The 22,263-nt window shown below is 63.8% G+C and carries 24 protein-coding genes and 1 tRNA gene; 1 reads left to right on the top strand and 24 read right to left on the bottom strand.

What is annotated here, in order from left to right; all coding sequences use genetic code 11:
- The first annotated feature begins 111 nt into the window (after positions 1-111).
- Entirely contained in the window at positions 112-804 is a 693-nt protein-coding gene (locus DIE23_RS13405) for a glutathione binding-like protein (RefSeq protein ID WP_124612552.1), read from the top strand.
- Between the two features lie 51 nt (positions 805-855).
- On the opposite strand, the gene DIE23_RS13400 is transcribed toward DIE23_RS13405, so the two are convergent.
- The 24 genes from DIE23_RS13400 to tpiA form a co-directional block, all read right to left on the bottom strand.
- Entirely contained in the window at positions 856-1,332 is a 477-nt protein-coding gene (locus DIE23_RS13400; RefSeq protein WP_124612551.1) for a MaoC family dehydratase, read from the bottom strand.
- Positions 1,329-1,790 carry a MaoC family dehydratase gene (locus tag DIE23_RS13395; protein WP_124612550.1) on the bottom strand — a complete coding sequence of 154 codons (462 nt, stop codon included), beginning with the start codon at positions 1,788-1,790 and terminating at the stop codon, positions 1,329-1,331. The genes DIE23_RS13400 and DIE23_RS13395 overlap by 4 nt, the downstream gene beginning before the upstream one ends.
- Positions 1,791-1,824: 34 nt before the next feature.
- Positions 1,825-2,958 (bottom strand): acyl-CoA dehydrogenase family protein, encoded by a 1,134-nt coding sequence (locus DIE23_RS13390; RefSeq protein ID WP_124612549.1) that lies wholly within the window; start codon positions 2,956-2,958, stop codon positions 1,825-1,827.
- Positions 2,959-2,977: 19 nt separating this feature from the next.
- Complete coding sequence (locus DIE23_RS13385) at positions 2,978-4,174, bottom strand: acyl-CoA dehydrogenase family protein (RefSeq protein WP_124612548.1); 1,197 nt, start codon at positions 4,172-4,174, stop codon at positions 2,978-2,980.
- A 55-nt stretch (positions 4,175-4,229) separates the two neighbouring features.
- Positions 4,230-4,652 carry a DUF1178 family protein gene (locus DIE23_RS13380; protein ID WP_124612547.1) on the bottom strand — a complete coding sequence of 141 codons (423 nt, stop codon included), beginning with the start codon at positions 4,650-4,652 and terminating at the stop codon, positions 4,230-4,232.
- A 136-nt stretch (positions 4,653-4,788) separates the two neighbouring features.
- Positions 4,789-5,379, bottom strand: coding sequence for an NUDIX domain-containing protein (locus DIE23_RS13375; protein WP_124612546.1), 591 nt, complete (start codon positions 5,377-5,379; stop codon positions 4,789-4,791).
- A gap of 41 nt (positions 5,380-5,420) precedes the next feature.
- A complete protein-coding gene (locus tag DIE23_RS13370) occupies positions 5,421-5,717 on the bottom strand; it encodes a DUF2818 family protein (RefSeq protein ID WP_124612545.1) in 297 nt (98 codons plus the stop codon).
- Positions 5,717-7,171, bottom strand: coding sequence for an NADH-quinone oxidoreductase subunit NuoN (gene nuoN / locus DIE23_RS13365; protein WP_185646441.1), 1,455 nt, complete (start codon positions 7,169-7,171; stop codon positions 5,717-5,719). The genes DIE23_RS13370 and nuoN overlap by 1 nt, the downstream gene beginning before the upstream one ends.
- A 36-nt stretch (positions 7,172-7,207) precedes the next feature.
- Positions 7,208-8,698: an NADH-quinone oxidoreductase subunit M gene (locus DIE23_RS13360; protein WP_124612543.1), complete on the bottom strand. Its 1,491-nt coding sequence runs from the start codon at positions 8,696-8,698 to the stop codon at positions 7,208-7,210.
- A gap of 18 nt (positions 8,699-8,716) precedes the next feature.
- Positions 8,717-10,771, bottom strand: a complete 2,055-nt coding sequence (gene nuoL / locus DIE23_RS13355) for an NADH-quinone oxidoreductase subunit L (RefSeq protein ID WP_124612542.1) — start codon at positions 10,769-10,771, stop codon at positions 8,717-8,719.
- Positions 10,772-10,788: 17 nt separating this feature from the next.
- Complete coding sequence (gene nuoK, locus DIE23_RS13350; RefSeq protein WP_004185739.1) at positions 10,789-11,094, bottom strand: NADH-quinone oxidoreductase subunit NuoK; 306 nt, start codon at positions 11,092-11,094, stop codon at positions 10,789-10,791.
- A gap of 18 nt (positions 11,095-11,112) precedes the next feature.
- Complete coding sequence (locus tag DIE23_RS13345) at positions 11,113-11,763, bottom strand: NADH-quinone oxidoreductase subunit J (RefSeq protein ID WP_124612541.1); 651 nt, start codon at positions 11,761-11,763, stop codon at positions 11,113-11,115.
- A gap of 114 nt (positions 11,764-11,877) precedes the next feature.
- Positions 11,878-12,366, bottom strand: a complete 489-nt coding sequence (nuoI, locus tag DIE23_RS13340) for an NADH-quinone oxidoreductase subunit NuoI (RefSeq protein ID WP_011885529.1) — start codon at positions 12,364-12,366, stop codon at positions 11,878-11,880.
- 15 nt (positions 12,367-12,381) lie between these two features.
- Positions 12,382-13,449 (bottom strand): NADH-quinone oxidoreductase subunit NuoH, encoded by a 1,068-nt coding sequence (nuoH, locus tag DIE23_RS13335; RefSeq protein WP_124612540.1) that lies wholly within the window; start codon positions 13,447-13,449, stop codon positions 12,382-12,384.
- A complete protein-coding gene (nuoG, locus tag DIE23_RS13330) occupies positions 13,450-15,780 on the bottom strand; it encodes an NADH-quinone oxidoreductase subunit NuoG (protein ID WP_124612539.1) in 2,331 nt (776 codons plus the stop codon).
- An 84-nt stretch (positions 15,781-15,864) separates the two neighbouring features.
- Entirely contained in the window at positions 15,865-17,175 is a 1,311-nt protein-coding gene (gene nuoF / locus DIE23_RS13325; RefSeq protein ID WP_124612538.1) for an NADH-quinone oxidoreductase subunit NuoF, read from the bottom strand.
- The gene (gene nuoE, locus DIE23_RS13320) at positions 17,172-17,657 is read right to left on the bottom strand and encodes an NADH-quinone oxidoreductase subunit NuoE (protein ID WP_006478266.1); all 486 of its coding nucleotides are present in this window, start codon (positions 17,655-17,657) and stop codon (positions 17,172-17,174) included. The genes nuoF and nuoE overlap by 4 nt, the downstream gene beginning before the upstream one ends.
- Before the next feature lie 168 nt (positions 17,658-17,825).
- On the bottom strand, positions 17,826-19,079 hold the full coding sequence (locus DIE23_RS13315; protein WP_044844663.1) for an NADH-quinone oxidoreductase subunit D: 1,254 nt from the start codon (positions 19,077-19,079) through the stop codon (positions 17,826-17,828).
- A gap of 9 nt (positions 19,080-19,088) precedes the next feature.
- Positions 19,089-19,691 (bottom strand): NADH-quinone oxidoreductase subunit C, encoded by a 603-nt coding sequence (locus DIE23_RS13310; protein ID WP_059502607.1) that lies wholly within the window; start codon positions 19,689-19,691, stop codon positions 19,089-19,091.
- Between the two features lie 21 nt (positions 19,692-19,712).
- Complete coding sequence (locus tag DIE23_RS13305; RefSeq protein WP_006398799.1) at positions 19,713-20,192, bottom strand: NADH-quinone oxidoreductase subunit B family protein; 480 nt, start codon at positions 20,190-20,192, stop codon at positions 19,713-19,715.
- Between the two features lie 62 nt (positions 20,193-20,254).
- Entirely contained in the window at positions 20,255-20,614 is a 360-nt protein-coding gene (locus DIE23_RS13300) for an NADH-quinone oxidoreductase subunit A (protein WP_006398798.1), read from the bottom strand.
- 154 nt (positions 20,615-20,768) lie between these two features.
- A tRNA-Leu gene (locus tag DIE23_RS13295) sits at positions 20,769-20,853 on the bottom strand.
- Between the two features lie 111 nt (positions 20,854-20,964).
- Positions 20,965-21,342, bottom strand: a complete 378-nt coding sequence (gene secG / locus DIE23_RS13290; RefSeq protein ID WP_047898610.1) for a preprotein translocase subunit SecG — start codon at positions 21,340-21,342, stop codon at positions 20,965-20,967.
- 72 nt (positions 21,343-21,414) lie between these two features.
- A complete protein-coding gene (gene tpiA / locus DIE23_RS13285) occupies positions 21,415-22,170 on the bottom strand; it encodes a triose-phosphate isomerase (protein WP_124612537.1) in 756 nt (251 codons plus the stop codon).
- Between the last annotated feature and the right edge of the window lie 93 nt (positions 22,171-22,263).

The raw sequence follows: 22,263 nt of genomic DNA, 5'->3' as shown, positions 1-22,263 counted from the left end.
CGCGGCCGCACGTTTCCGACGCCTGCAGCACATATCGATCCATGCTCTAATGACCGCCTGTCGCGGCGCCCTGTCGGCGCCGTTTTCGCGCATGCAATCAAGGAGTTGACGATGATCGACGTCTACAGCTGGGCGACCCCGAACGGCCACAAGGTACACATCATGCTCGAGGAAACGGGGCTCGCGTATCGTGTGCATCCGGTCGATATCGGTGCGGGCGACCAGTTCAAGCCCGAATTCCTGAAGATCAGCCCGAACAACAAGATCCCCGCGATCGTCGACGCGAACGGCCCCGGCGGCAAGCCGATCTCGCTGTTCGAATCGGGCGCGATCCTCGTGTACCTGGCGGAAAAGACCGGCAAGTTCCTGCCGACCGAGCCGGCCGCGCGCTACGCGACGCTCGAATGGCTGATGTTCCAGATGGGCGGCGTCGGCCCGATGCTCGGGCAGGCGCATCACTTCCGGCTGTATGCGCCGGAGAAGATCGACTACGCGGTCAATCGCTATACTAACGAAGCGAAGCGCCTGTACAACGTGATGGAAAAGCGCCTCGGCGAATCCGCCTATCTCGCCGGCGACACATACACGATCGCGGACATTGCGACGTTCCCGTGGACGCGTTCGTGGCAAAACCAGGGCATCGTGCTCGACGAACTGCCGAATGTGAAGCGCTGGCACGAAACGATTGCCGCACGTCCGGCCGTGCAGCGCGGCGTTGAGGTGCTCGCATCGCTGCGCAAGCCCCTGCAGGACGACAAGGCACGCGAGATGCTGTTCGGCGCGACGCAATACGCGAAGCACTGAAGAAGCACGCGCCGTGCGACGCAGCGGCATCCGTCGATGCCGCTGCGCGCATCAGAAGTAGTGCAGCGTAATGAATTCCGCCGCGCAAACGAGCAACGGCGCGTCCGGACGCTCAACCTGCACCGATACCGACCACGTCACCTGTACGCCGCCCTGTGCGGCCGCCGCGACCTCCTTCACCGCGAACAGCGCGCGCACGCGTGCGCCAACCGGCACCGGCTTCAGGAACCGCACGCGGTTCAGTCCGTAGTTCACGCCCATCTTCTGCTCGAAGCGCATCGCATCGGTCATCAGCGCGGGAATCAGCGACAACGTCAGGAAGCCGTGCGCGATCGGGCCGCCGAACGGCGACTCGCGCCGCGCGCGCTCGGGATCGACGTGAATCCACTGGTGATCGCCGGTCGCATCGGCGAAACGGTCGACCCGACGCTGGTCGATCTCGACCCAGCCGCTCGCGAGCGGTTCCGCGCCGACCCGCTCATGCAGCGCTTGCGTCGACGCGATCAGCGGCAATGTCACGTCCGTCATGCGCCCGCTCCCTGCGGATGACGCAGCCCGAAGATCACCTTGGTATGCACGGTGATCACCGTATCGCCGGCGCCGTTGGTGCCGATCCACTCCGTCGACACGATGCCGCGATCGGGCTTGCTCGCCGACACGCGCTTGTCGTGGACCTTCTGGTACATCGTGATCGTGTCGCCGGCGCGCACGGGCTTGAGCCAGCGGATCGAGTCGATGCCGGGCGAGCCCATGCTGGTCGAATCCGGTCCCAGCTTCTTGATGAGCAGGCTCATGAACACCGAACACGTATGCCAGCCGCTCGCAACCAGTCCACCGAACGGCGATGCCTGGCCGGCCTCTTCGTCGAGGTGGAACGGTTGCGGATCGTAGCGTTGCGCGAACGCCTTGATGTCATCCGGTTCGAACGTGTAGCGGCCGATTTCGGTCGTACTGCCGACTTCCAGATCTTCGTAACTGATACCCACTGTCTATCTCCTCTGGCGCGCTCGCGCGTCGCCGTCATGCCGCGTCGGTCTGCGCGAAATCCGGCAGGGCCGCGATGCGCGCAAGGTGGTGATCGGTGTCGCCCAGTGTCGTCTCGATGATCGACAGCCGCTTGAACAGGTGTGCGGCGGCGACCTCGTTGGTCACACCCATGCCGCCGTGCAGTTGCACGGCCTGCTGGCCGACGAAGCGTGCGGCAGCGCCGACCCTCGCCTTCGCGGCCGAAACCGCCTTGCGCCGCGCATCGGCATCGCCGCCCGCGTAACGCACCGCGGCCAGGTAAGTCAGCGAGCGCGCCTGCTCCGCGTGAATCAGCATGTCGACCATCCGGTGCTGCAGTGCCTGGAAGCGCGCGATCGGTACGCCGAACTGTTCGCGCGTCTTCGTGTATTCGACCGTTTCGCGGTTCAGTTCGTCGAGTGCGCCGACCGCTTCCGCACAGAGCAGGAAGGTCGCGTAATCGGCAATCTGCTCGAGTGCGGCCGCATCGCGTGCGCCGCCCGTCAGCTGCCGCGCGGGCGTTTCATGCAACTCGATCGTCGCGGCGCGCTGGCCGTCGATCGTCCGGTAGTCGACGAGCTTCGCCCCCGCCGCATCGCGCTCGACGACGAACAGGCCGATGCCGCCGCCGTCGACGCGCGCGGGCACGATCCACGAATGCGCCTGTGCGCCGTGCTGAACGACCGACTTGGTGCCGGTCAGCCGGTACGTGCCGCCCTGCTCGCGCGCGTGCGTATCGAGTTCGTACAGGTCGTAGCGCGCCCGCGGTTCGTGGAATGCCACGGTGAGGCGCTTCTGCCCTTGTGCGACCGCTTCCAGCAACGCGGCATCGTCGCCCGTGCCGGACCCGGCGACACGCAGCGCCTCGATGCCGACCGCCGTCGCCCAGTACGGCTCGATCACGAGTGCGCGACCGAGCTCCTGCATCACGACCAGCATGTCGACCGGGCCGCCGCCGAATCCACCCTGTGCGTCCGGCACGGGCAGCGCGGTCAGGCCCAACTCCGCGAATGCGCTCCATTGTGCGTCCGACACACCGGCATCGCTGCGCACGATGGCCTGGCGCGCGTCGAAACCGTATTGCTCGCCGAGATAACGGCGCAGCGCGTCGGCGAACTGTTGCTGCTCATCGGTAAAGCTGAAATCCATGGTTGTCTCCGTTCCCTGATCACAGCCCCAGGATCATCTGCGCGATGATGTTCTTCTGAATCTCGTTCGAACCGCCGTAGATCGACGTCTTCCGGTAATTGAAGTAGTACGCGGCGAGCGGCGCCGCATCGTCGTCGCCCGCGCTGCTGTGTTCGCGCTCACCCTCGAGGAACGGAACGTCGAACGGCGCGGCGAGCGGCCCGATCGCCTCGAACATCAGCTCGGTGAGCGCCTGCTGCACCTCAGTACCCTTGATCTTCAGCATCGACGCTTCGGGGCCCGGCCCCTTGCCGCTCGTCTCGCGGCTCACGACGCGCAGCACCGTCACCTCGAGCGCCATCAGCTCGACTTCGAGCGCCGCGACCTTTGCGGCGAACACGGGATCGGCAAGCAACGGCTTGCCGTTCTTGCGCTGGTTCGACGCCACGCGCTTCAGGAACGCGAGCTCGCGCTTCGACGCGCCAACGCGCGCGATGCCGGTTCGCTCGTGGCCCAACAGGTATTTCGCGTAGGTCCAGCCGCGGTTTTCATCGCCGACGAGATTCTCGACGGGCACCTTCACGTCCTCGAAAAACACCTCGTTGACTTCGTGCTCCTCGTCGAGCGTGATGATCGGACGCACCGTGATGCCGGGCGTCTTCATGTCGATCAGCAGGAACGAGATGCCCTCCTGCTTCTTCGCCGCCGGATCCGTGCGCACGAGACAGAACATCATGTCCGCGTACTGGCCGAGCGTCGTCCATGTCTTCTGGCCATTGACGACGTAGTGATCGCCATGACGTTCGGCGCGCGTGCGCAGCGATGCGAGATCCGATCCGGAGCCCGGCTCGGAATAGCCCTGGCACCACCAGTCGGTGCCGTCGAGGATACGCGGCAGATAGTGGCGCTTCTGCGCTTCGCTGCCGTATTTCATCAGTACCGGCGCGACCATCGATACGCCGAACGGCAGCACGGTCGGCGCGCCGATGCGTGCGCACTCCTCGTCCCAGATGTGCCGCTGCGTCGCATTCCAGTCCGGGCCGCCGTATTCGGCCGGCCACGCGGGCGCGGACCAGCCGCGCTGGCCGAGAATCCGGTGCCAGCTCGCGAAGTCCTCGCGGGCGAGTCGTTTGTGATCGAGTACCTTGGCGCGCAGTGCGTGAGGCAGATTGGCCTCGAGCCAGGCGCGGACGTCGACGCGGAATGCGTCGTCGGCGGGGGAATAATCCAGATCCATGCGCAGTGTCTCCTGACCGCGGCCGTCCGGCCCGGCCAAGGACACACTGCGTACGTCATTGCAGCGGTTCTTTCAGCGCGGCAGGAATCGGCAGCGGCATCACGTCGATGCCTTCTTCGGCCAAGGATTGCGCATCCTCCGGCGTCGTGACGCCACGAATGCTGCGTGCCGGCGCCTCGTTGTAATGGATGCGCCGCGCTTCCTCGGCGAAGCGCTCGCCCACGTTCTCGGTCTTCTCCAGCACCTCGCGCAGCGCGCGCATCACCTGCGCCTGCAGCGCACGTGGATCGGCCGGCTGCGCCTGCGTCGCGCCCGACAGGTTCAGGCGCGGCGCCGACGGCATCCGGTTGATCTCGGTCGTCCCACACACCGGGCATTCGACCAGCTTGCGGGACAACTGCGCTTCGAACTCATCGGTGGAAGCAAACCAGCCTTCGAACCGATGACCGTGCGGGCACTGTAAATCGAGGACCTTCATGCTGAATCAGGGCGTGTGACGAGTGTAGCGCAAAACGCGCTTTTGTGAACGATCGTGCTAAATCAGGACCGCGCGGCCGGACAGCCGCCGCGTCATCCAATTGTAACGCGGCGCCCCACCCGCCGCTGACGCGTCGTCAGGGCTTCTCGACCGCACCGAGCGGCCAGGTTCCGGACAGCACCTTGTCGAGCCACATCGTGCCGATGATCGTCTTCACGTCGGTAATCTGGCCCGTGCGCACCCACTCCTGCAGGTCGGGCAGCGTCGCCGTGAAGGTTTCGAGGAATTCGCCTTCGTCGAGCTTGCGCTCGCCGGCCGTCAGCCCGCGCGCGAGATACAGGTCGATGAATTCGGTCGAATAGGAAATGATCGGGTGAATCCGGGCCAGGAACACGTATTCGCGTGCCGTGTAGCCGGTTTCTTCGCGCAGTTCGCGCACCGCGCAGGCGAGCGCGCCTTCGTTCGGATCGAGCTTGCCGGCCGGGAATTCGGCCATGACCTTGCCGATGGGATAGCGATACTGGCTTTCCATCAGCACGCGGCCGTCGTCGAACAGCGGGATCACCATCACCGCGCCCGGGTGCTGGACGTATTCGCGCGTGGCCTGCTTGCCGTCCGGCAGACGAACGGTGTCACGCTTCAGCTTGAGGAACGAGCCGTCGAAAATCGCCTCGCTCTCGAGGCAGATTTCGGTCAGTGCGGCGTCGTGATTGGGTAGTTCGGCCATCGGCGGGCTCCGGAGGAATGAGCACGCGACGGCCGAAGCCGTCAGCGTCGTTTGACGAGATACTGGAACGTGAAGCCGGGAAACGCGAACACGACAAAGAGACTGAACGTGATCGCGTAAAACTGCCAGCCCTGTTCGAAGCGGTTGCCGGCGCGCGACTCGAGCCAGAAGCCGAGCGCGCCGACGACGAAATACAGCACGATCAGCTCGCCGATCCGAACCCACGCGTTCTTCTTCGTCGCGCCGATCGGCACGACGGCGAAGAGGCGTTGGTTCAGGAACGGCAGGTTGGCGCATATGAGCGCCAACAGCACGATGAACCAGCCAGCTGCCGACATTACAGCGGCAGCGTGTGACGGATCGCCTGCAGGCAGGCCGTCAGCAGCGGGCTCGGGATCAGCCCGAGCACGACGACCGCGAGGCCGTTCAGCACGAGGATCGTGCGCTTGCAGAAATCGCCCGTGACCGGAGCAGTATCCTGCGGTGCATCGAAGTACATCAGCTTGACGATGCGCAGGTAGTAGAACGCGCCGAACAGCGACGTGATCACGGCCAGCACGGCCAGCCACGTGAGACCCGCGTTGACGGTCGCCTCGAGCACCGCGAGCTTCGCATAGAAGCCGACAGTCGGCGGGATACCGGCCAGCGAGAACATCATGACCATCATCACGAACGCGAACACCGGGCTGCGCTTGTTGAGGCCCTTGAAGTCGTCGATCGTTTCCGCTTCGAAATCGCGGCGTGCGAGCAGCATCACCACGCCGAACGAGCCGAGCGTCGTGATCAGGTAGACGATCGCGTAGAACATCGCCGAGCTGTACGCGTTCGCCGGTGCGGTCGCGTCGCCCTTCACGATGCCGGCGAGCAAGCCGAGCAGCACGAAGCCCATGTTCGAGATCGCCGAGTACGCGAGCATCCGCTTGATGTTGCGCTGGACGATACCGGTGATGTTGCCGACGATCAGCGACAGCGCGGCGAGGATCACGAGCGCGGTCTGCCAGTTCTGTGCGAGCGGCAGCAGGCCCATCACCAGGAAGCGCAGACCCCACGCGAACGCGGCAACCTTCGGGCCGCCGCCGACGAACAGCGTCATCGCGGTCGGTGCGCCCTGGTAGACGTCCGGCACCCACATGTGGAACGGCACGGCGCCGAGCTTGAACGCGATACCGGCGACGATGAAGACCACGCCGAACATCAGCACGGCCGCATCGGTATTGCCGCCGACCGCCTTGTACACCTCGCCCAGCTCGAGCGAGCCGGTCGCGCCATAGAGCATCGAGATACCGTACAGCACGAAACCCGACGCGAGCGCGCCCAGCACGTAGTACTTCATCGCGGCTTCACTCGACTGCGGGGCATCGCGGCGCAGCGCGATGACCGCGTACAGCGACAGCGACATCAGTTCGAGGCCGAGGTACAGCGTCAGGAAGTTGTTGCCCGACACCATCACCAGCTGACCGAGCAGCGAGAACATGCCCAGCAGGAACACGTCGCCGCGGAACATGTCGCGGTCTTCGAGGTACTTGCGCGAATAGACGAGCGAGACCGCGAAGCCGATCGACACGACGGCCTTCATCATGCTCGCGAACGAGTCGACGACGACCATCCGCGAGAAGAAGTAGTACTGCTGCGGATCCAGCGCCTGCACGGCGAACCACACGCCGGCGACGACCGACGAAACCACCGCGATCAGATAGGTCAGGCGGCGGCCGGCTGCACCGGTAAAGGTGTCGTTCAGCCATGCGACGACGATGGCGACCATCACCAGCGCGTCAGGCAACAGGACATTCATAGGAGCGTTCATGATCTTGATTTCCTCCGCTCGCGATTACTGGGCCAGCGGCAGCTTCGACTGCGCGACATGGGAGAGGAGGTTTTCCACGGAAACGTGCATCACGTCGGTGAAAGGCTTCGGATACAGGCCCATCAGCATCGTGAACGCGGCGAGCACTGCCAGCATCACGAATTCGCGACGGCCGATGTCCTTCAGCTTGGCAACGTGATCGTTCGCCACCGCGCCGAAGTACACGCGCTTGTACATCCACAGCGTGTAGGCCGCGCCGAGGATCAGCGTGAATGCCGCGCCAAATGCGATCCAGAAGTTGTACTGGACGGCCGCGAGAATCACCATGAACTCGCCGACGAAACCCGAGGTACCCGGCAGGCCGCAGTTGGCCATCGAGAACAGCATCGCGAATGCCGCGAACTTCGGCATCACGTTCACGACGCCACCGTAATCGGCGATCTGGCGCGAGTGCACGCGGTCGTACAGCACGCCGATGCACAGGAACATCGCGCCCGACACGAAGCCGTGCGAGATCATCTGGATGATCGCGCCTTCGACGCCGAGCTGGTTGAAGATGAAGAAGCCGAGCGTCACGAAGCCCATGTGCGCGATGGACGAATACGCGACCAGCTTCTTCATGTCGGACTGCACCATCGCGACGAGGCCGATGTAGATCACCGCGATCAGCGACAGCGTGATCACGACCGGTGCCAGGAAGTGGCTTGCGTCGGGCGTGATCGGCAGCGAGAAGCGCAGGAAACCGTACGCGCCGAGCTTCAGCATGATCGCCGCCAGCACGACCGAGCCGCCCGTCGGCGCTTCCACGTGCGCGTCCGGCAGCCAGGTGTGCACCGGCCACATCGGCACCTTCACCGCGAATGCGAGGAAGAATGCAATGAACAGCAGGATCTGCGGCGTCATCGCGATCTTGGCGTTCTGCCACGTCGCGAGGTCGAACGAATGCGTCTGCGTGTACAGGTAGATCAGCGCGACCAGCATCAGCAGCGAGCCGGCCAGCGTGTACAGGAAGAACTTGAATGCCGCATACACGCGGTTCGGGCCGCCCCACACGCCGATGATGATGTACATCGGGATCAGGGTCGCCTCAAAGAACACGTAGAACAGCAGGCCGTCGGCCGCCGAGAACACGCCGATCATGATCCCGGACAGGATCAGGAAGGCCGCAAGGTACTGCGACACGTGCTCGGTGATCACCTCCCAGCCCGCGATCACGACGATCACGGTGATGAGCGCGGTCAGCACGACGAACCACATCGAGATGCCGTCGACGCCGAGGTGATACGAGATGTTGAAGCGCTCGATCCAGGTCGACTGCTCGACGAACTGCAGCGCGGCCGTGCTCGCATCGAAGCCGGTGACGAGCGGAATCGTCACGGCGAGACCGAGCAGCGAGCCGATCAGCGCGAGCCAGCGGGCAGGCCCCGGATTTTTGTCGTTACCCACCGCGAGCACGAGGAGGCCGAAAACGATCGGCAACCAGATCGCGGTACTCAGAATCGGAAAAGCGTGCATTGTTCTTGTCCCCTCGCCTTATTTGCCGCCGAGCGTTACAAACAGGGTCAGGAGCCCCAGCATGCCGATGATCATGGCGAACGCGTAGTGATAGATGTAACCGGATTGGAGGAAGCGGATCACGCCGGCAAACCAGCCGATGAACCGGGCGCTGCCGTTGACGAGACCGTCGATCACCACGACATCGCCCTCTTTCCACAGGCCGCGGCCGATCGCGACCGAGCCCTTGGCAAACACCACCTCGTTGATCTTGTCCATGTAGTACTTGTTGTCCAGCAGCGTGTAGATCGGGCCGAACGCGCGGCGGATCGACGCCGGCAGCTCCGGACGCTTCAGGTACAGGAACCATGCGACGACGACGCCGGCGATCGCGAGCCACAACGGCAGCGTCGTCAGCGAGTGCAGCGCCATCGCGGCCCAGCCATGGAATTCCTTGCCCAGCTCTTCGAGGCCCGGGTGGTTTTCGCCGATGAAGATCACCTTGTCGAATGCCACGCCGTGTTCGAAGAAGCTGCCGTACAGCATCGGCCCGATCGCGATCGCACCGACGATGACCGACGGAATGGCGAGCAGCACGAGCGGCAGCCACACGACCCACGGGGTCTCGTGCGGTTCGTGCGCGTGGTCGTCGTGACCATGGCCGTGGCCGTGATCGTCGTGACCGTGCGCGGCCGCCATGCCCATCGGCGATTCAGGATGCTTCGGGTGACGGAAGCGCTCTTCGCCGTGGAACACGAGGAAGTACATGCGGAACGAGTACAGCGCCGTCACGAACACGCTCGCAACCACTGCGAAGTATGCGAAGCCCGAACCCGCGAGATGCGATTCCTTCACGGCCTCGATGATCGAATCCTTCGAGTAGAAGCCCGAGAAGAACGGCGTGCCGATCAGCGCGAGCGAGCCAATCAGCGACGTGATCCACGTAATCGGCATGTACTTGCGCAGGCCGCCCATGTTGCGGATGTCCTGGTCGTGGTGCATGCCGATGATCACCGAGCCCGCGCCGAGGAACAGCAGCGCCTTGAAGAACGCGTGTGTCATCAGGTGGAACAACGCGACCGGGTACGCGGACACGCCGAGCGCGACCGTCATGTAGCCGAGCTGCGACAGCGTCGAATACGCGACCACGCGCTTGATGTCGTTCTGGATGATGCCGAGGAAGCCCATGAACAGCGCCGTGATCGCGCCGATCACCGTGACGAACGACAGCGCGGTGTCCGACAGCTCGAACAGCGGCGACATGCGCGACACCATGAAGATGCCGGCCGTCACCATCGTCGCCGCGTGAATCAGCGCCGAGATCGGGGTCGGGCCTTCCATCGAGTCCGGCAGCCACACGTGCAGCGGGAACTGTGCCGACTTACCCATCGCGCCGATGAACAGGCAGATACAGGCGACGGTCAGCAGGCCCCAGTCGGTGCCCGGGAAGTGCAGGCTCGCGAGCTCCGCGCGCTTCGCGAACACTTCGCCGTAGTTCATCGAGCCGGCGAACGCGAGCAGCAGGCCGATGCCGAGCAGGAAGCCGAAGTCGCCCACGCGGTTCACGAGGAACGCCTTCATGTTCGCGTAGATCGCGCTCTCACGCGTGAAGTAGAAGCCGATCAGCAGGTACGACACCAGACCCACAGCTTCCCAGCCGAAGAACAGCTGCAGGAAGTTGTTGCTCATCACGAGCATCAGCATCGAGAACGTGAACAGCGAGATGTACGAGAAGAAGCGCTGGTAGCCGTCTTCCTCCGACATGTAGCCGATCGTGTAGATGTGCACCATCAGCGAGACGAAGGTCACGACGACCATCATCATCGCGGTCATCGAATCGACGAGGAAGCCGACTTCGAGCTTCAGCGAGCCGACCCGCATCCATTCGTAGATGGTCGCGTTGAAGCTCGCGCCGCCCATCACGTCGAGGAAGACTTTCGCCGACAGGAGGAACGCGATCAATACGCCGAGGATCGTGATCCGGTGTGCGCCCTTGCGCCCGACTGCGTTCCCGAACAGCCCCGCAATCAGCGAGCCGGCCAGCGGAGCGAGCGGAATCGCCAGCAGCAGGTTTTCATTGAGTGTCGTTGACATAACAGCGTTGCCTGAAATTAACCTTTGAGCTGATCGAGATCCTCGACATTGATCGTGTCGAGCTTGCGGAACAGGGTCACCAGAATCGCGAGACCGATCGCGGCTTCCGCTGCGGCGACGGTCAGCACGAAGAACACGAAGATCTGGCCGTGCACGTCGCCGAGGTAGTGCGAGAACGCGACGAAGTTGGTGTTCACCGCCAGCAGCATCAGTTCGATCGCCATCAGGATGATGATGATGTTGCGGCGGTTCAGGAAGATCCCGACGATCGCGATCGCAAAGAGGATCGCGCCGAGCACGAGGTAATGAGCAAGAGTCAGCATGATTTTCTTTTCCTCCGCTTAGCCGTTGGTGCTCGTACCGGCTTCGCTCTGCGCCGTTTCCGGCTGCGGCTTTTCCGCTTCCATCTTCACGAGGCGCACGCGGTCGTCGCGACGCACCTTGACCTGATCCGACACGCGCTGGCGCTTGCTGTCCTTGCCCTTGCGCTCGGTCAGCCCGATCGCCGCGATGATCGCGACCAGCAGCACCAGGCCGGCAATTTCAAACGCGAAGATGTAGTCGGTGTAGATCACCTTGCCGATCAGTCGCGTGTTCGACCAGCCGGCCATCGCGCCCGTCGCCATGGCGTGGACCGTGTGCGTGTCGCCGTAGCCGCGCCACAGGATCAGCGCGGTCTCGACCACGATGATCGCGCCGACGACCGTTGCCATCGGCACGAAGCGCTTGAAGTCGCGGCGCAGGTAATCGATGTTGATGTCCAGCATCATCACGACGAACAGGAACAGCACCATCACGGCGCCCACGTACACCAGCACCAGCAGGATCGCGAGGAACTCCGCTTCCAGCAGCATCCAGATCGCGGCGGCGTTGAAGAACGCCAGCACAAGGAAAAGCGCAGACGCCACCGGGTTGCGCGAAGTGATCACCTTCAGCCCTGATACCACCAGGAGCAGCGCGAAGATGTAGAACAGTACGGTCGTGAATTCCATGATTACCGGTTCATCGTTAGGCCATAGTCAGGCGCGGCTTGCGGGACGCTCTCGCGTGCCGCACCCGTCGCGGCGGCTCGGCCCGTTCATGCCGGGCCGGCACTGCAAACACAATCAACGATACGGCGCGTCGGCAGCCTTCGCCGCTGCGATGTCCTTCTCGTAGCGATCGCCCACCGCGAGCAGCATTTCCTTCGTGAAATACAGGTCGCCGCGCTTTTCGCCGTGGTACTCGAGAATCTGCGTCTCAACGATCGAATCGACCGGGCAGCTTTCTTCGCAGAAACCGCAGAAGATGCACTTCGTCAGGTCGATGTCGTAGCGCGTCGTGCGGCGCGTGTTGTCCGCGCGCGTTTCCGATTCGATCGTGATCGCCATGGCGGGGCACACGGCCTCGCAGAGCTTGCACGCGATGCAGCGCTCTTCGCCGTTTTCATAGCGGCGCAGCGCGTGCAGCCCGCGGAAGCGCGGCGAGATCGGGGTCTTCTCTTCCGGGAACTGCACGGTGAACTTGCGCCGGAACGTGTAACGACCGGTCAGCGCGAGCCCCTTCAGCAGCTCCGTCAGGAAGAAGGTCTTAAAGAAGTGTTGGATTGCCGTCATGATTTCGTCCGATCTTTACTTCACCCAGATGTTGAGCGGCGACATCATCCAGAAGCCGACCACGACCACCCAGATCACCGTGACGGGCAGGAACACCTTCCAGCCCAGACGCATGATCTGGTCGTAACGGTAGCGCGGGAACGTCGCGCGCACCCAGATGAACACCGACAGCAGCGCGAATATCTTCAGCACCAGCCAGAAGATGCCCGGAATGAACGACAGGAATTCGAACGGCGCATCCCAGCCGCCGAGGAACAGCGTCGCGGCCAGCGCCGAGATCACGATCATGTTGATGTACTCGGCGAGGAAGAACAGCGCGAACGCCATGCCCGAGTAATCGATCATGTGACCGGCAACGATTTCCGACTCCCCTTCCACCACGTCGAACGGGTGACGGTTCGTTTCGGCGATGCCCGAGATGAAGTAGACGACGAACGCCGGCAGGAGCGGCAGCCAGTTCCACGACAGGAAGTTCACGCCGTGGCCCGCGAAGAAGCCATGCTGCTGCGAATTGACGATTTCCGACATGTTCAGGCTGCCGGCCGTCATCAGCACGAGCACCAGCGCGAAGCCCATCGAGATTTCGTACGAGACCATCTGCGCCGCGGCACGCATCGCACCGAGGAATGCGTACTTCGAGTTCGACGCCCAGCCCGCGAGGATCACCGCATACACGCCGATCGACGAGATCGCCATCGCGTACAGCAGGCCCGCGTTGATGTTCGCGAGCACGGCCTGGGCCTGGAACGGAATCACCGCCCACACGGCGAACGCCGGCACGACGGTCATGACCGGCGCGATCAGGTACAGCCAGCGGCTGGCGGCGCTCGGCTGAATGACTTCCTTCAGCAGCAGCTTCAGCACGTCGGCGATCGGCTGCAGCAGGCCGCCGGGGCCGACGCGGTTCGGGCCGAGACGCACGTGCATCCAGCCGATCAGCTTGCGCTCCCACAGAATCAGGTACGCGACGCACAGCAGGATGACGACGGAGACGACGAGGATGCGCACGATTGCCCACACCGTCGGCCATGCGATGCCGAGAAGCTGGGCGCCGCCCGCGTTGATCGTATCGAACAAGCTCATTTACGCCTTCTCCACCACCAGTTCACCGGACAGGCTGCCGAGCGCTGCGCCGGCAGGCGTTGCCGCCGACACGCGAACGACCGTCTCCGCAAGATTCGCGTCGCGCACGGCTGGCAACTGCACCGCACGCTCGCCCTGGCGCACGCGCACCGCGTCGCCTTCCTTCAAGCCCAGCTTGTCGAACAGCGCGGCCGGCAGGGCCGCGGCGTTCGCCACCTTCGCGGCGGCCGTCAGGTGCAGCGCACCTGCGCGGCGCACGAGTGCGTCGGCATGATAGATCGGCACATCGGCGAGGCGCTCGAAACCGCCGTTCGCGGCAGTTGCCGCGACGCGAGCCGGTGCGACCGACGCCTGGTTCGACAGACGGTTCGCGACGCCTGCGTCGCCGAGGGCCGCTAGGCGCACTTCTTCCGCCGTTTCGTATTCGAAGTTCGGCAGGCCGAGCAGGCTGCCGAGCACGCGCAGCACCTTCCACGCCGGACGCGTGTCGCCGAGCGGACGCACGACGCCGTTGAAGCTCTGCACCGAGCCTTCCGCGTTCACGTACGTACCGGCCGTTTCCGTGAACGGCGCGATCGGCAGCAGCACGTCGGCGTAATCGAGGCCGTGCTTGAACGGTGACATCACGACGACCATTTCGGCCTGGTTCAGCGCGGCAAGCGCCTGGGCCGGATCGGCCGTGTCGAATTCCGGTTCGACGTTCAGCAGCACGTAGCCCTTGCGCGGCTGCGCGAACGCTTCGCGAGCGTTCAGGCCGCCTTCGCCCGGCAGTGCGCCGACGACGTGCGCACCAACCGTGTTCGCCGCTTCCGTCAGGAAGCCGAACGTGGCGCCGGTGTTGTCGGCGATCCACTGTGCGACGGCGTGCAGCTTCGCGAATTGCGGGTGACGGACGGCTGCGTTGCCGAGCAGCACCGCGCGGCGCTCGCCGTTCGCGAGCGACTGGGCGACCGCTTGCGCGGCCGGCGATGCCGTGACGCCCGCGAGTGTGTCCGGCAGTGCGACGCCGCGCAGTTGCGCGACGGCTGCGGCAACGCCGGCCAGCTCGTCGAGCCATGCCGACGGCGCGGCGACGATGCGCTTCGCGGTCGGGATCAGCGAGTCGTCAGCGGTCGCGTGCAGGAAGTGCAGCTTCGCGCCGTTCTTCGCGGCCTGACGCAGGCGTGCGGCGAACAGCGGGTGGTCGCGGCGCAGGAACGAACCGACGACGAACGCGGCATCCACGTTCGACAGGTCGGCGATCGGCATGCCGAGCCACGGTGCGCCCTGGACCGGCGCCGAGAAATCCTGCTGACGCAGACGGAAGTCGACGTTCGGCGTCTTCAGTTCGCTGGCGAGCTGCTTCACGAGGAACAGCTCTTCAGCGGTGCTGTGCGCGCTCGCGAGCATCGCCAGCGCGTTCGCGCCGTGATCCGCGGCGATGCCCTTCAGGCCCTTCGCGACGTATTCGAGCGCGGTCTGCCAGTCGGTTTCGATCCACTGGCCGCCCTGCTTCAGCATCGGCTTCGTCAGGCGCTCTTCGCTGTTCAGACCTTCGTACGAGAAACGATCCTTGTCCGAGATCCAGCACTCGTTGATCGCTTCGTTCTCGAACGGCAGCACGCGCATCACGCGGTTGTTCTTCACCTGCACGACGAGGTTCGCGCCGACGGAATCGTGCGGGCTCACCGACTTGCGGCGCGACAGTTCCCACGTACGGGCGCTGTAGCGGAACGGCTTGCTGGTCAGCGCGCCGACCGGGCACAGGTCGATCATGTTGCCCGACAGTTCGGAGTCGACCGTCTTGCCGACGAACGTCGTGATTTCCGAGTGCTCGCCACGACCCAGCATGCCGAGCTCCATCACGCCGGCGATTTCCTGGCCAAAGCGGACGCAGCGCGTGCAGTGGATGCAGCGCGACATTTCTTCCATCGAGATCAGCGGGCCCACGTTCTTGTGGAACACCACGCGCTTCTCTTCCGAGTAGCGCGACGACGACTTGCCGTAGCCGACGGCCAGATCCTGCAGCTGGCATTCGCCGCCCTGATCGCAGATCGGGCAGTCGAGCGGGTGGTTGATGAGGAGGAATTCCATCACCGACTGCTGCGCCTTCACGGCCTTGTCGGACTGCGTGCGCACGATCATGCCGGCCGACACGGGCGTCGCGCAGGCCGGCACGGCCTTCGGCATCTTCTCGACTTCGACGAGACACATCCGGCAGTTGGCCGCGACCGACAGTTTCTTGTGATAGCAGAAGTGAGGAATGTACGTATCCGCCTTGTGCGCAGCCTGGATCACCATGCTGCCTTCGGGCACCTCGACCTTCTTGCCGTCTATTTCAAGTTCAACCATGATGGTGAATGGTCCTTAACCTATTTCCGCCCGTTCGCGCCTTCGCCCGACCGTGCGCTCAAATTCCGCAACCGGTGCTTCGCTTCAGGCTGCCGCCGCGTGTGCGTGGCCGCCGACCATGCAGTGCTTGTGCTCGACGTGGTACGCGAATTCGTCCCAGTAATGCTTGAGCATCCCGCGTACCGGCATCGCCGCCGCATCGCCGAGTGCGCAGATCGTGCGGCCCATGATGTTCTCGGCAACCGAGTTCAGCAGGTCCAGATCTTCCTGGCGGCCTTCGCCGTGCTCGATACGATTCACGACGCGATACAGCCAGCCGGTGCCTTCACGGCACGGCGTGCACTGGCCGCACGACTCCTCGTAGTAGAAGTACGACAGGCGCAGCAGCGAACGCACCATGCAGCGCGTCTCGTCCATCACGATCACCGCTCCGGAGCCGAGCATCGAGCCCGCCTTCGCGATCGAGTCGTAATCGAGATCGGTCTGCATCATGATGTCGCCCGGGATCACCGGTGCCGACGAACCGCCCGGGATCACTGCCTTGATCTTGCGACCGCCTCGCATCCCGCCGGCGAGTTCCATCAGCGTCGCGAACGGCGTGCCGAGCGGCACTTCATAGTTGCCCGGACGCTCGACGTCACCCGACACCGAGAAGATCTTCGTGCCGCCGTTGTTCGGCTTGCCGATCTCGAGGTAATTCTGCGGTCCGATGGACAGCAGGAACGGCACCGCGGCGAACGTCTCGGTGTTGTTGATCGTGGTCGGCTTGCCGTACACGCCGAAGCTCGCCGGGAACGGCGGCTTGAAGCGCGGCTGGCCCTTCTTGCCTTCGAGCGACTCGAGCAGCGCCGTTTCCTCGCCGCAGATGTACGCGCCGTAACCGTGGTGCGCGTGCAGCTGGAACGAGAATTCCGAGCCCATGATGTTGTCGCCGAGGAAACCCGCGGCGCGCGCTTCATCGAGCGCGGCCTCGAAGCGTCGATACACTTCGAAGATTTCGCCGTGGATGTAGTTGTAGCCGACGGTGATGCCCATCGCGTACGCGCCGATGGCCATGCCTTCGATCAGCGCATGCGGGTTCCAGCGCAGGATGTCGCGATCCTTGAACGTGCCCGGCTCGCCTTCGTCCGAGTTGCAGACGAGGTACTTCTGCCCCGGGAACTGGCGCGGCATGAAGCTCCACTTCAGGCCGGTCGGGAAGCCCGCACCGCCACGGCCACGCAGGCCCGACGCCTTCACGTCGGCGATCACCTGCTCCGGCGAAATCTTTTCTTCGAGAATGCGGCGCAGCTGCTTGTAGCCGCCGCGCGCAACGTAGTCTTCGAGATGCCAGTTCTCGCCGTTCAGACCAGCGAGGATCAGCGGTTTGATGTGACGGTCGTGGAGGGACGTCATTTCGAGAGCTCCTCAAGCAGCTGGTCGATCTTCTCGCGGCTCATGAAGCTGCACATTCTGTGATTGTTCACCAGCAGCACCGGTGCATCGCCGCACGAGCCCATGCATTCGCCTTCCTTCAGCGTGAACTTGCCGTCGGGCGTGGTCTCGCCGAAGCCGATGCCCAGCTTCTGTTTCAGGTAGTCGGCAGTCGCTTCCGCGCCGCCGTGCGGGCCAAGCTGGCACGGCAGGTTCGTGCAGAGCGTGATCTTGTGCTTGCCGACCGGTTTGAGCTCGTACATCGTGTAGAACGTCGCGACTTCCTGCACGGCGACGGCCGGCATGCCGAGATAGTCCGCGACGAACTGCATCAGTTCGGGCGACAGCCAGCCGTGCTCTTCCTGAGCGACGGCCAACGCCGACATCACGGCGGACTGTTTCTGATCGGCGGGATACTTCGTCAACGCTCGATCGATTTCCTTCAGGCCTTCAGCTGAGATCATTTTCAGACACGACTCTTTCAATTCCTACCGAACGAACAACCTGCCGCACTGCTGTGCATGGACGGCAGACCTGGCGCTCACTGTTGACAGCTTGCGAAGCCGCGCCGGTTCAGCGCGCATCGCGTGTGACTGACTGCTCGCCGCCGGCTCGCGCGGGCGGCGCAACCATTAGCGATCGATTTCGCCGAACACGATGTCCTGCGTACCGATGATCGTGACGGCGTCGGCAATCATGTGACCGCGCGCCATTTCGTCGAGCGACGCGAGATGCGCGAAGCCCGGTGCGCGAATCTTGAGGCGATACGGTTTGTTGGCACCATCCGACACGAGGTAGATGCCGAATTCGCCCTTCGGATGCTCGACTGCCGCGTACGCTTCGCCTTCCGGCACGTGAAAACCTTCAGTGAAGAGCTTGAAGTGGTGAATCAAGTCTTCCATGTTGGTCTTCATGCCGACGCGCGACGGCGGCGCAACCTTGTGATTGTCGGTCATCACCGGGCCCGGATTCTTGCGGAGCCACTCAATACACTGTTTCGCGATACGGACCGACTGGCGCATTTCCTCGACGCGCACCAGATAGCGGTCGTAGCAATCGCCGTTCACGCCGACCGGCACGTCGAAATCCATGCGGTCGTACACTTCGTACGGCTGCTTCTTGCGCAGGTCCCACGCGATGCCCGAGCCGCGCAGCATCGGGCCCGTCAGGCCCATCTGCAGCGCACGTTCCGGGCTGACGACGCCGATCCCGACCAGACGCTGTTTCCAGATCCGGTTGTCGGTCAGCAGCGTTTCGTATTCGTCGACGCACTTCGGGAAGCGCGTGAAGAAGTCGTCGATGAAGTCGAGCACCGAGCCGCTGCGCGCTTCGTTCATCTTCGCGAGCGCCTTCTCGTTGCGAATCTTCGACGCCTTGTATTGCGGCATTGCGTCAGGCAGGTCGCGATAGACGCCGCCCGGACGGTAATACGCCGCGTGCATCCGGGCACCGGACACCGCTTCGTACACGTCCATCAGGTCTTCGCGCTCGCGGAACGCGTACAGGAACACGGCCATCGCGCCGACGTCGAGCGCGTGCGCGCCGATCCACATCAGGTGGTTCAGCACGCGCGTGATCTCGTCGAACAGCACGCGGATGTACTGCGCACGCTCCGGCACGTCGATGCCGAGCAGACGCTCGATCGCGAGCACGTAGCCATGCTCGTTGACCATCATCGACACGTAGTCGAGACGGTCCATGTACGGCACGGACTGGATGAAGGTCTTGCTTTCCGCGAGCTTTTCAGTCGCGCGGTGCAGCAGGCCGATGTGCGGATCGGCGCGCTGGATGACTTCGCCGTCGAGCTCGAGCACCAGGCGCAGCACGCCGTGCGCTGCCGGGTGCTGCGGGCCGAAGTTGAGGGTGTAGTTCTTGATTTCTGCCATGACGCCCCCTTAATGTTTCAGACCGCCATAGCGATCCTCGCGGATCACGCGCGGCGTGATTTCGCGCGGCTCGATCGTCACCGGCTGGTAGACGACCCGCTTCTCTTCCGGGTCGTAACGCATTTCGACATAGCCCGACACCGGGAAGTCCTTGCGGAACGGGTGGCCGATGAAGCCGTAGTCGGTGAGGATGCGGCGCAGGTCGGGGTGACCCTCGAACACGAGGCCGTACAGGTCGAACGCTTCGCGCTCGTACCAGTTTGCGGAGGTCCAGATGTCGACGAGCGATGCCACGATCGGCAGATCGTCGTCCGGCGCGAACACACGCAGGCGCAGGCGCCAGTTGTTCGTGACCGACAGCAGCTGCGACACGGCCGCGAAACGCGGGCCGTCGTAGGCGCCGTCGCCGTAGGTCTGATAGTCGACGCCGCACAGGTCGATCAGTTGCTCGAAACGGAGCTTCGGATCGTCGCGCAGCATCTTTGCGACTTCGAGGTAATCGCTCGCCTTCACGACGAGCGTCAGTTCACCGATCGCTTCGGTGAGGCTCACCACGCGCGCGCCGAGCGCGGCTTCGAGGTTTGCCTTGAGGGTCTCGATTTTGCTTGCCATATTGAGGGGACGCTCGGGGCTTTATTGACGGGCGATGGTGTTGGTGCGGCGGATCTTCGCCTGAAGCTGGATCACACCGTAGACCAGCGCCTCGGCCGTGGGCGGACAGCCCGGCACGTAGACATCGACCGGCACGATCCGGTCGCAACCGCGGACCACCGAGTACGAGTAGTGGTAGTAGCCGCCACCGTTCGCGCACGACCCCATCGAGATCACCCAGCGCGGCTCGGCCATCTGGTCGTACACGCGGCGCAGTGCGGGCGCCATCTTGTTGCACAGCGTGCCGGCGACGATCATCACATCCGACTGACGCGGGCTCGGACGGAACACGACCCCGAACCGGTCCAGGTCATAACGGGCCGCGCCCGCATGCATCATCTCGACGGCGCAACACGCGAGCCCGAACGTCATCGGCCACAGCGAGCCTGTACGCGTCCAGTTGATCAGCTTGTCAGCCGTCGTGGTGACAAACCCTTCCTTCAAGACCCCTTCGATACTCATTTGCTTTCCACTCCAGACGAGCGGCCCAGCGTGGCCACCCATGCAAACCGGCGATTAACCCATCACTCCCAGTCGAGGCCGCCTTTCTTCCAGATATAGGCAAAGCCCAGCAGGAATTCGAGCAGAAAAATCATCATTGCGATGAAACCCGGCCAGCCGATGTCCCGGAGCGCGACGCCCCACGGAAACAGGAATGCGGTTTCGAGATCGAAGATGATGAACAGGATGGCGACGAGGTAGTACCGGACGTCGAATTTCATCCGGGCGTCTTCAAAGGCTTCGAAGCCGCACTCGTACGGTGCGTTCTTCTCGACGTCCGGCTTGTTGGGACCAAGGAGCTTGCCGATGCTGACCAGCGCTATACCTAAACCAGTGCCCACGAGGAGGAACAACAAGACGGGGTAATAGGCTGCGAGGTTCAAGGCAATCCTCTATCGGTTGGTTCTGAGCGTCCGGAGAATACCACTTCCGGCGGAAGGAATCATTTCGGAGTGCATGCGATCACAAGACAACCGCAAGGCACACCCCACAAATGAAAAATGCCAGCCACTAGAAGCGGCTGGCATTGAGCAACTTTGGTGCCGACGGCGAGACTCGAACTCGCACAGCTTTCGCCACTACCCCCTCAAGATAGCGTGTCTACCAATTTCACCACGTCGGCACTGCATGCAACTCGGGTTGTACTGCTTGTTTCCCGCGAATCGCTTCAAGAATTAAATTCTAACCCGAGTTCCAAATTTGTTCAACGCACAAACGCAAAAATTTGAACTTTTTATTTCGGGACGTCCTGGCCCGGCGCGCTCGCGGCCGAACCCGCGGCAGCGGACGCCGCGACGGCCGGCGCCGACGCGGCAGGCGCCGATGCCGGCGCGGTCGCCGCCGCGCCGAGCACGCCTGCCGACGGCGTCGACTTGTACGAACCGAGGTACGTCAGCGCGAGCGTCGCGACGAAGAAGATCGTCGCGAGAATGCCCGTCGTGCGCGACAGGAAGTTCGCGGAGCCCGTCGCGCCGAACAGGCTGCCCGACGCACCGCTACCGAATGCAGCGCCCATGTCGGCACCCTTGCCGTGCTGCAGCAACACGAGCCCGATCACACCAAGTGCGGACAGCACCTGCACGACAATAATCAACGTCTTGAATAACAGCATCACACCCACCCGATTGGATCAGGCGACCGGACCGACCGGCCGCCATCATGGTTCAATTCGATCCCGGACCGCTCAACGTGCAGCCCGGCAGATCGCCAGGAAATCTTCCGCCTTCAGCGACGCGCCGCCGATCAGGCCGCCGTCGATGTCCGGCTGCGCGAACAGCTCTTCCGCGTTGTCCGGCTTCACGCTGCCGCCGTACAGCACCGATACGTCCGCCGCACCCTTCGCCGCGAGACGCGCACGCAGGAATGCGTGCACGTCCTGCGCCTGCGCCGACGTCGCGCTCTTGCCCGTGCCGATCGCCCAGACCGGCTCGTACGCGACGACGATGCGCACCGCTTCTTCAGCCGTCAGCACCGCGAGCACGGCGTCGAGCTGCGCACCGACCACCTGCTCGGTCGCGCCCGCTTCGCGCTCGTCGAGCGTTTCACCGACGCACACGACAGGCGTGAGGCCTGCCGCGAGCGCGCGCTGCGTCTTCGCGGCGACGGTTTCGTTGCGCTCGCCGTGATACGCGCGACGCTCCGAGTGACCGACGATCGCATACTGCGCGCCGAACTCCGCCACCATCGCGGCCGCCACTTCACCGGTGAACGCGCCTTGCTCGTGCGCGGACACGTCCTGCGCGCCGAACACGACACGGCCGCCGGCGAGCTGCGCCTGAACCTGCGCGAGATACGGGAACGGCACGCACACGCCGATCGACGTCTCAGCCGCCACCGCGCCCGCGCCCTGCACCACTTCGTTCAGCAATGCCTGGTTGCCGGCCAGCCGGCCGTGCATCTTCCAGTTGCCGATCACTCGCTTTGTTCGTTGTTTCGACATCGTGTCTGTCTCGTCACTATCTTGTCATTAACGCACCGGAAACCGGCCGTCAGGTTGGATCTGGCGAAGCAAACCCGCGATTTTACTGCGCGT

The sequence above is a fragment of the Burkholderia sp. Bp9143 genome, from assembly GCF_003853645.1.
Classification (GTDB): Bacteria; Pseudomonadota; Gammaproteobacteria; order Burkholderiales; family Burkholderiaceae; genus Burkholderia.
This window is presented reverse-complemented; position numbering and strand designations above follow the sequence as displayed.

Excerpts from the sequence above, each read along its gene's own strand:
- DIE23_RS13405 (WP_124612552.1), top strand. The coding sequence starts at position 112 with ATGATCGACGTCTACAGCTGGGCGACCCCGAACGGCCACAAGGTACAC.
- DIE23_RS13400 (WP_124612551.1), bottom strand. The coding sequence starts at position 1,332 with ATGACGGACGTGACATTGCCGCTGATCGCGTCGACGCAAGCGCTGCAT.
- DIE23_RS13390 (WP_124612549.1), bottom strand. The coding sequence starts at position 2,958 with ATGGATTTCAGCTTTACCGATGAGCAGCAACAGTTCGCCGACGCGCTG.
- DIE23_RS13385 (WP_124612548.1), bottom strand. The coding sequence starts at position 4,174 with ATGGATCTGGATTATTCCCCCGCCGACGACGCATTCCGCGTCGACGTC.
- DIE23_RS13380 (WP_124612547.1), bottom strand. The coding sequence starts at position 4,652 with ATGAAGGTCCTCGATTTACAGTGCCCGCACGGTCATCGGTTCGAAGGC.
- DIE23_RS13375 (WP_124612546.1), bottom strand. The coding sequence starts at position 5,379 with ATGGCCGAACTACCCAATCACGACGCCGCACTGACCGAAATCTGCCTC.
- DIE23_RS13370 (WP_124612545.1), bottom strand. The coding sequence starts at position 5,717 with ATGTCGGCAGCTGGCTGGTTCATCGTGCTGTTGGCGCTCATATGCGCC.
- nuoN (WP_185646441.1), bottom strand. The coding sequence starts at position 7,171 with ATGAATGTCCTGTTGCCTGACGCGCTGGTGATGGTCGCCATCGTCGTC.
- DIE23_RS13360 (WP_124612543.1), bottom strand. The coding sequence starts at position 8,698 with ATGCACGCTTTTCCGATTCTGAGTACCGCGATCTGGTTGCCGATCGTT.
- nuoL (WP_124612542.1), bottom strand. The coding sequence starts at position 10,771 with ATGTCAACGACACTCAATGAAAACCTGCTGCTGGCGATTCCGCTCGCT.
- nuoK (WP_004185739.1), bottom strand. The coding sequence starts at position 11,094 with ATGCTGACTCTTGCTCATTACCTCGTGCTCGGCGCGATCCTCTTTGCG.
- DIE23_RS13345 (WP_124612541.1), bottom strand. The coding sequence starts at position 11,763 with ATGGAATTCACGACCGTACTGTTCTACATCTTCGCGCTGCTCCTGGTG.
- nuoI (WP_011885529.1), bottom strand. The coding sequence starts at position 12,366 with ATGACGGCAATCCAACACTTCTTTAAGACCTTCTTCCTGACGGAGCTG.
- nuoH (WP_124612540.1), bottom strand. The coding sequence starts at position 13,449 with ATGAGCTTGTTCGATACGATCAACGCGGGCGGCGCCCAGCTTCTCGGC.
- nuoG (WP_124612539.1), bottom strand. The coding sequence starts at position 15,780 with ATGGTTGAACTTGAAATAGACGGCAAGAAGGTCGAGGTGCCCGAAGGC.
- nuoF (WP_124612538.1), bottom strand. The coding sequence starts at position 17,175 with ATGACGTCCCTCCACGACCGTCACATCAAACCGCTGATCCTCGCTGGT.
- nuoE (WP_006478266.1), bottom strand. The coding sequence starts at position 17,657 with ATGATCTCAGCTGAAGGCCTGAAGGAAATCGATCGAGCGTTGACGAAG.
- DIE23_RS13315 (WP_044844663.1), bottom strand. The coding sequence starts at position 19,079 with ATGGCAGAAATCAAGAACTACACCCTCAACTTCGGCCCGCAGCACCCG.
- DIE23_RS13310 (WP_059502607.1), bottom strand. The coding sequence starts at position 19,691 with ATGGCAAGCAAAATCGAGACCCTCAAGGCAAACCTCGAAGCCGCGCTC.
- DIE23_RS13305 (WP_006398799.1), bottom strand. The coding sequence starts at position 20,192 with ATGAGTATCGAAGGGGTCTTGAAGGAAGGGTTTGTCACCACGACGGCT.
- secG (WP_047898610.1), bottom strand. The coding sequence starts at position 21,342 with ATGCTGTTATTCAAGACGTTGATTATTGTCGTGCAGGTGCTGTCCGCA.
- tpiA (WP_124612537.1), bottom strand. The coding sequence starts at position 22,170 with ATGTCGAAACAACGAACAAAGCGAGTGATCGGCAACTGGAAGATGCAC.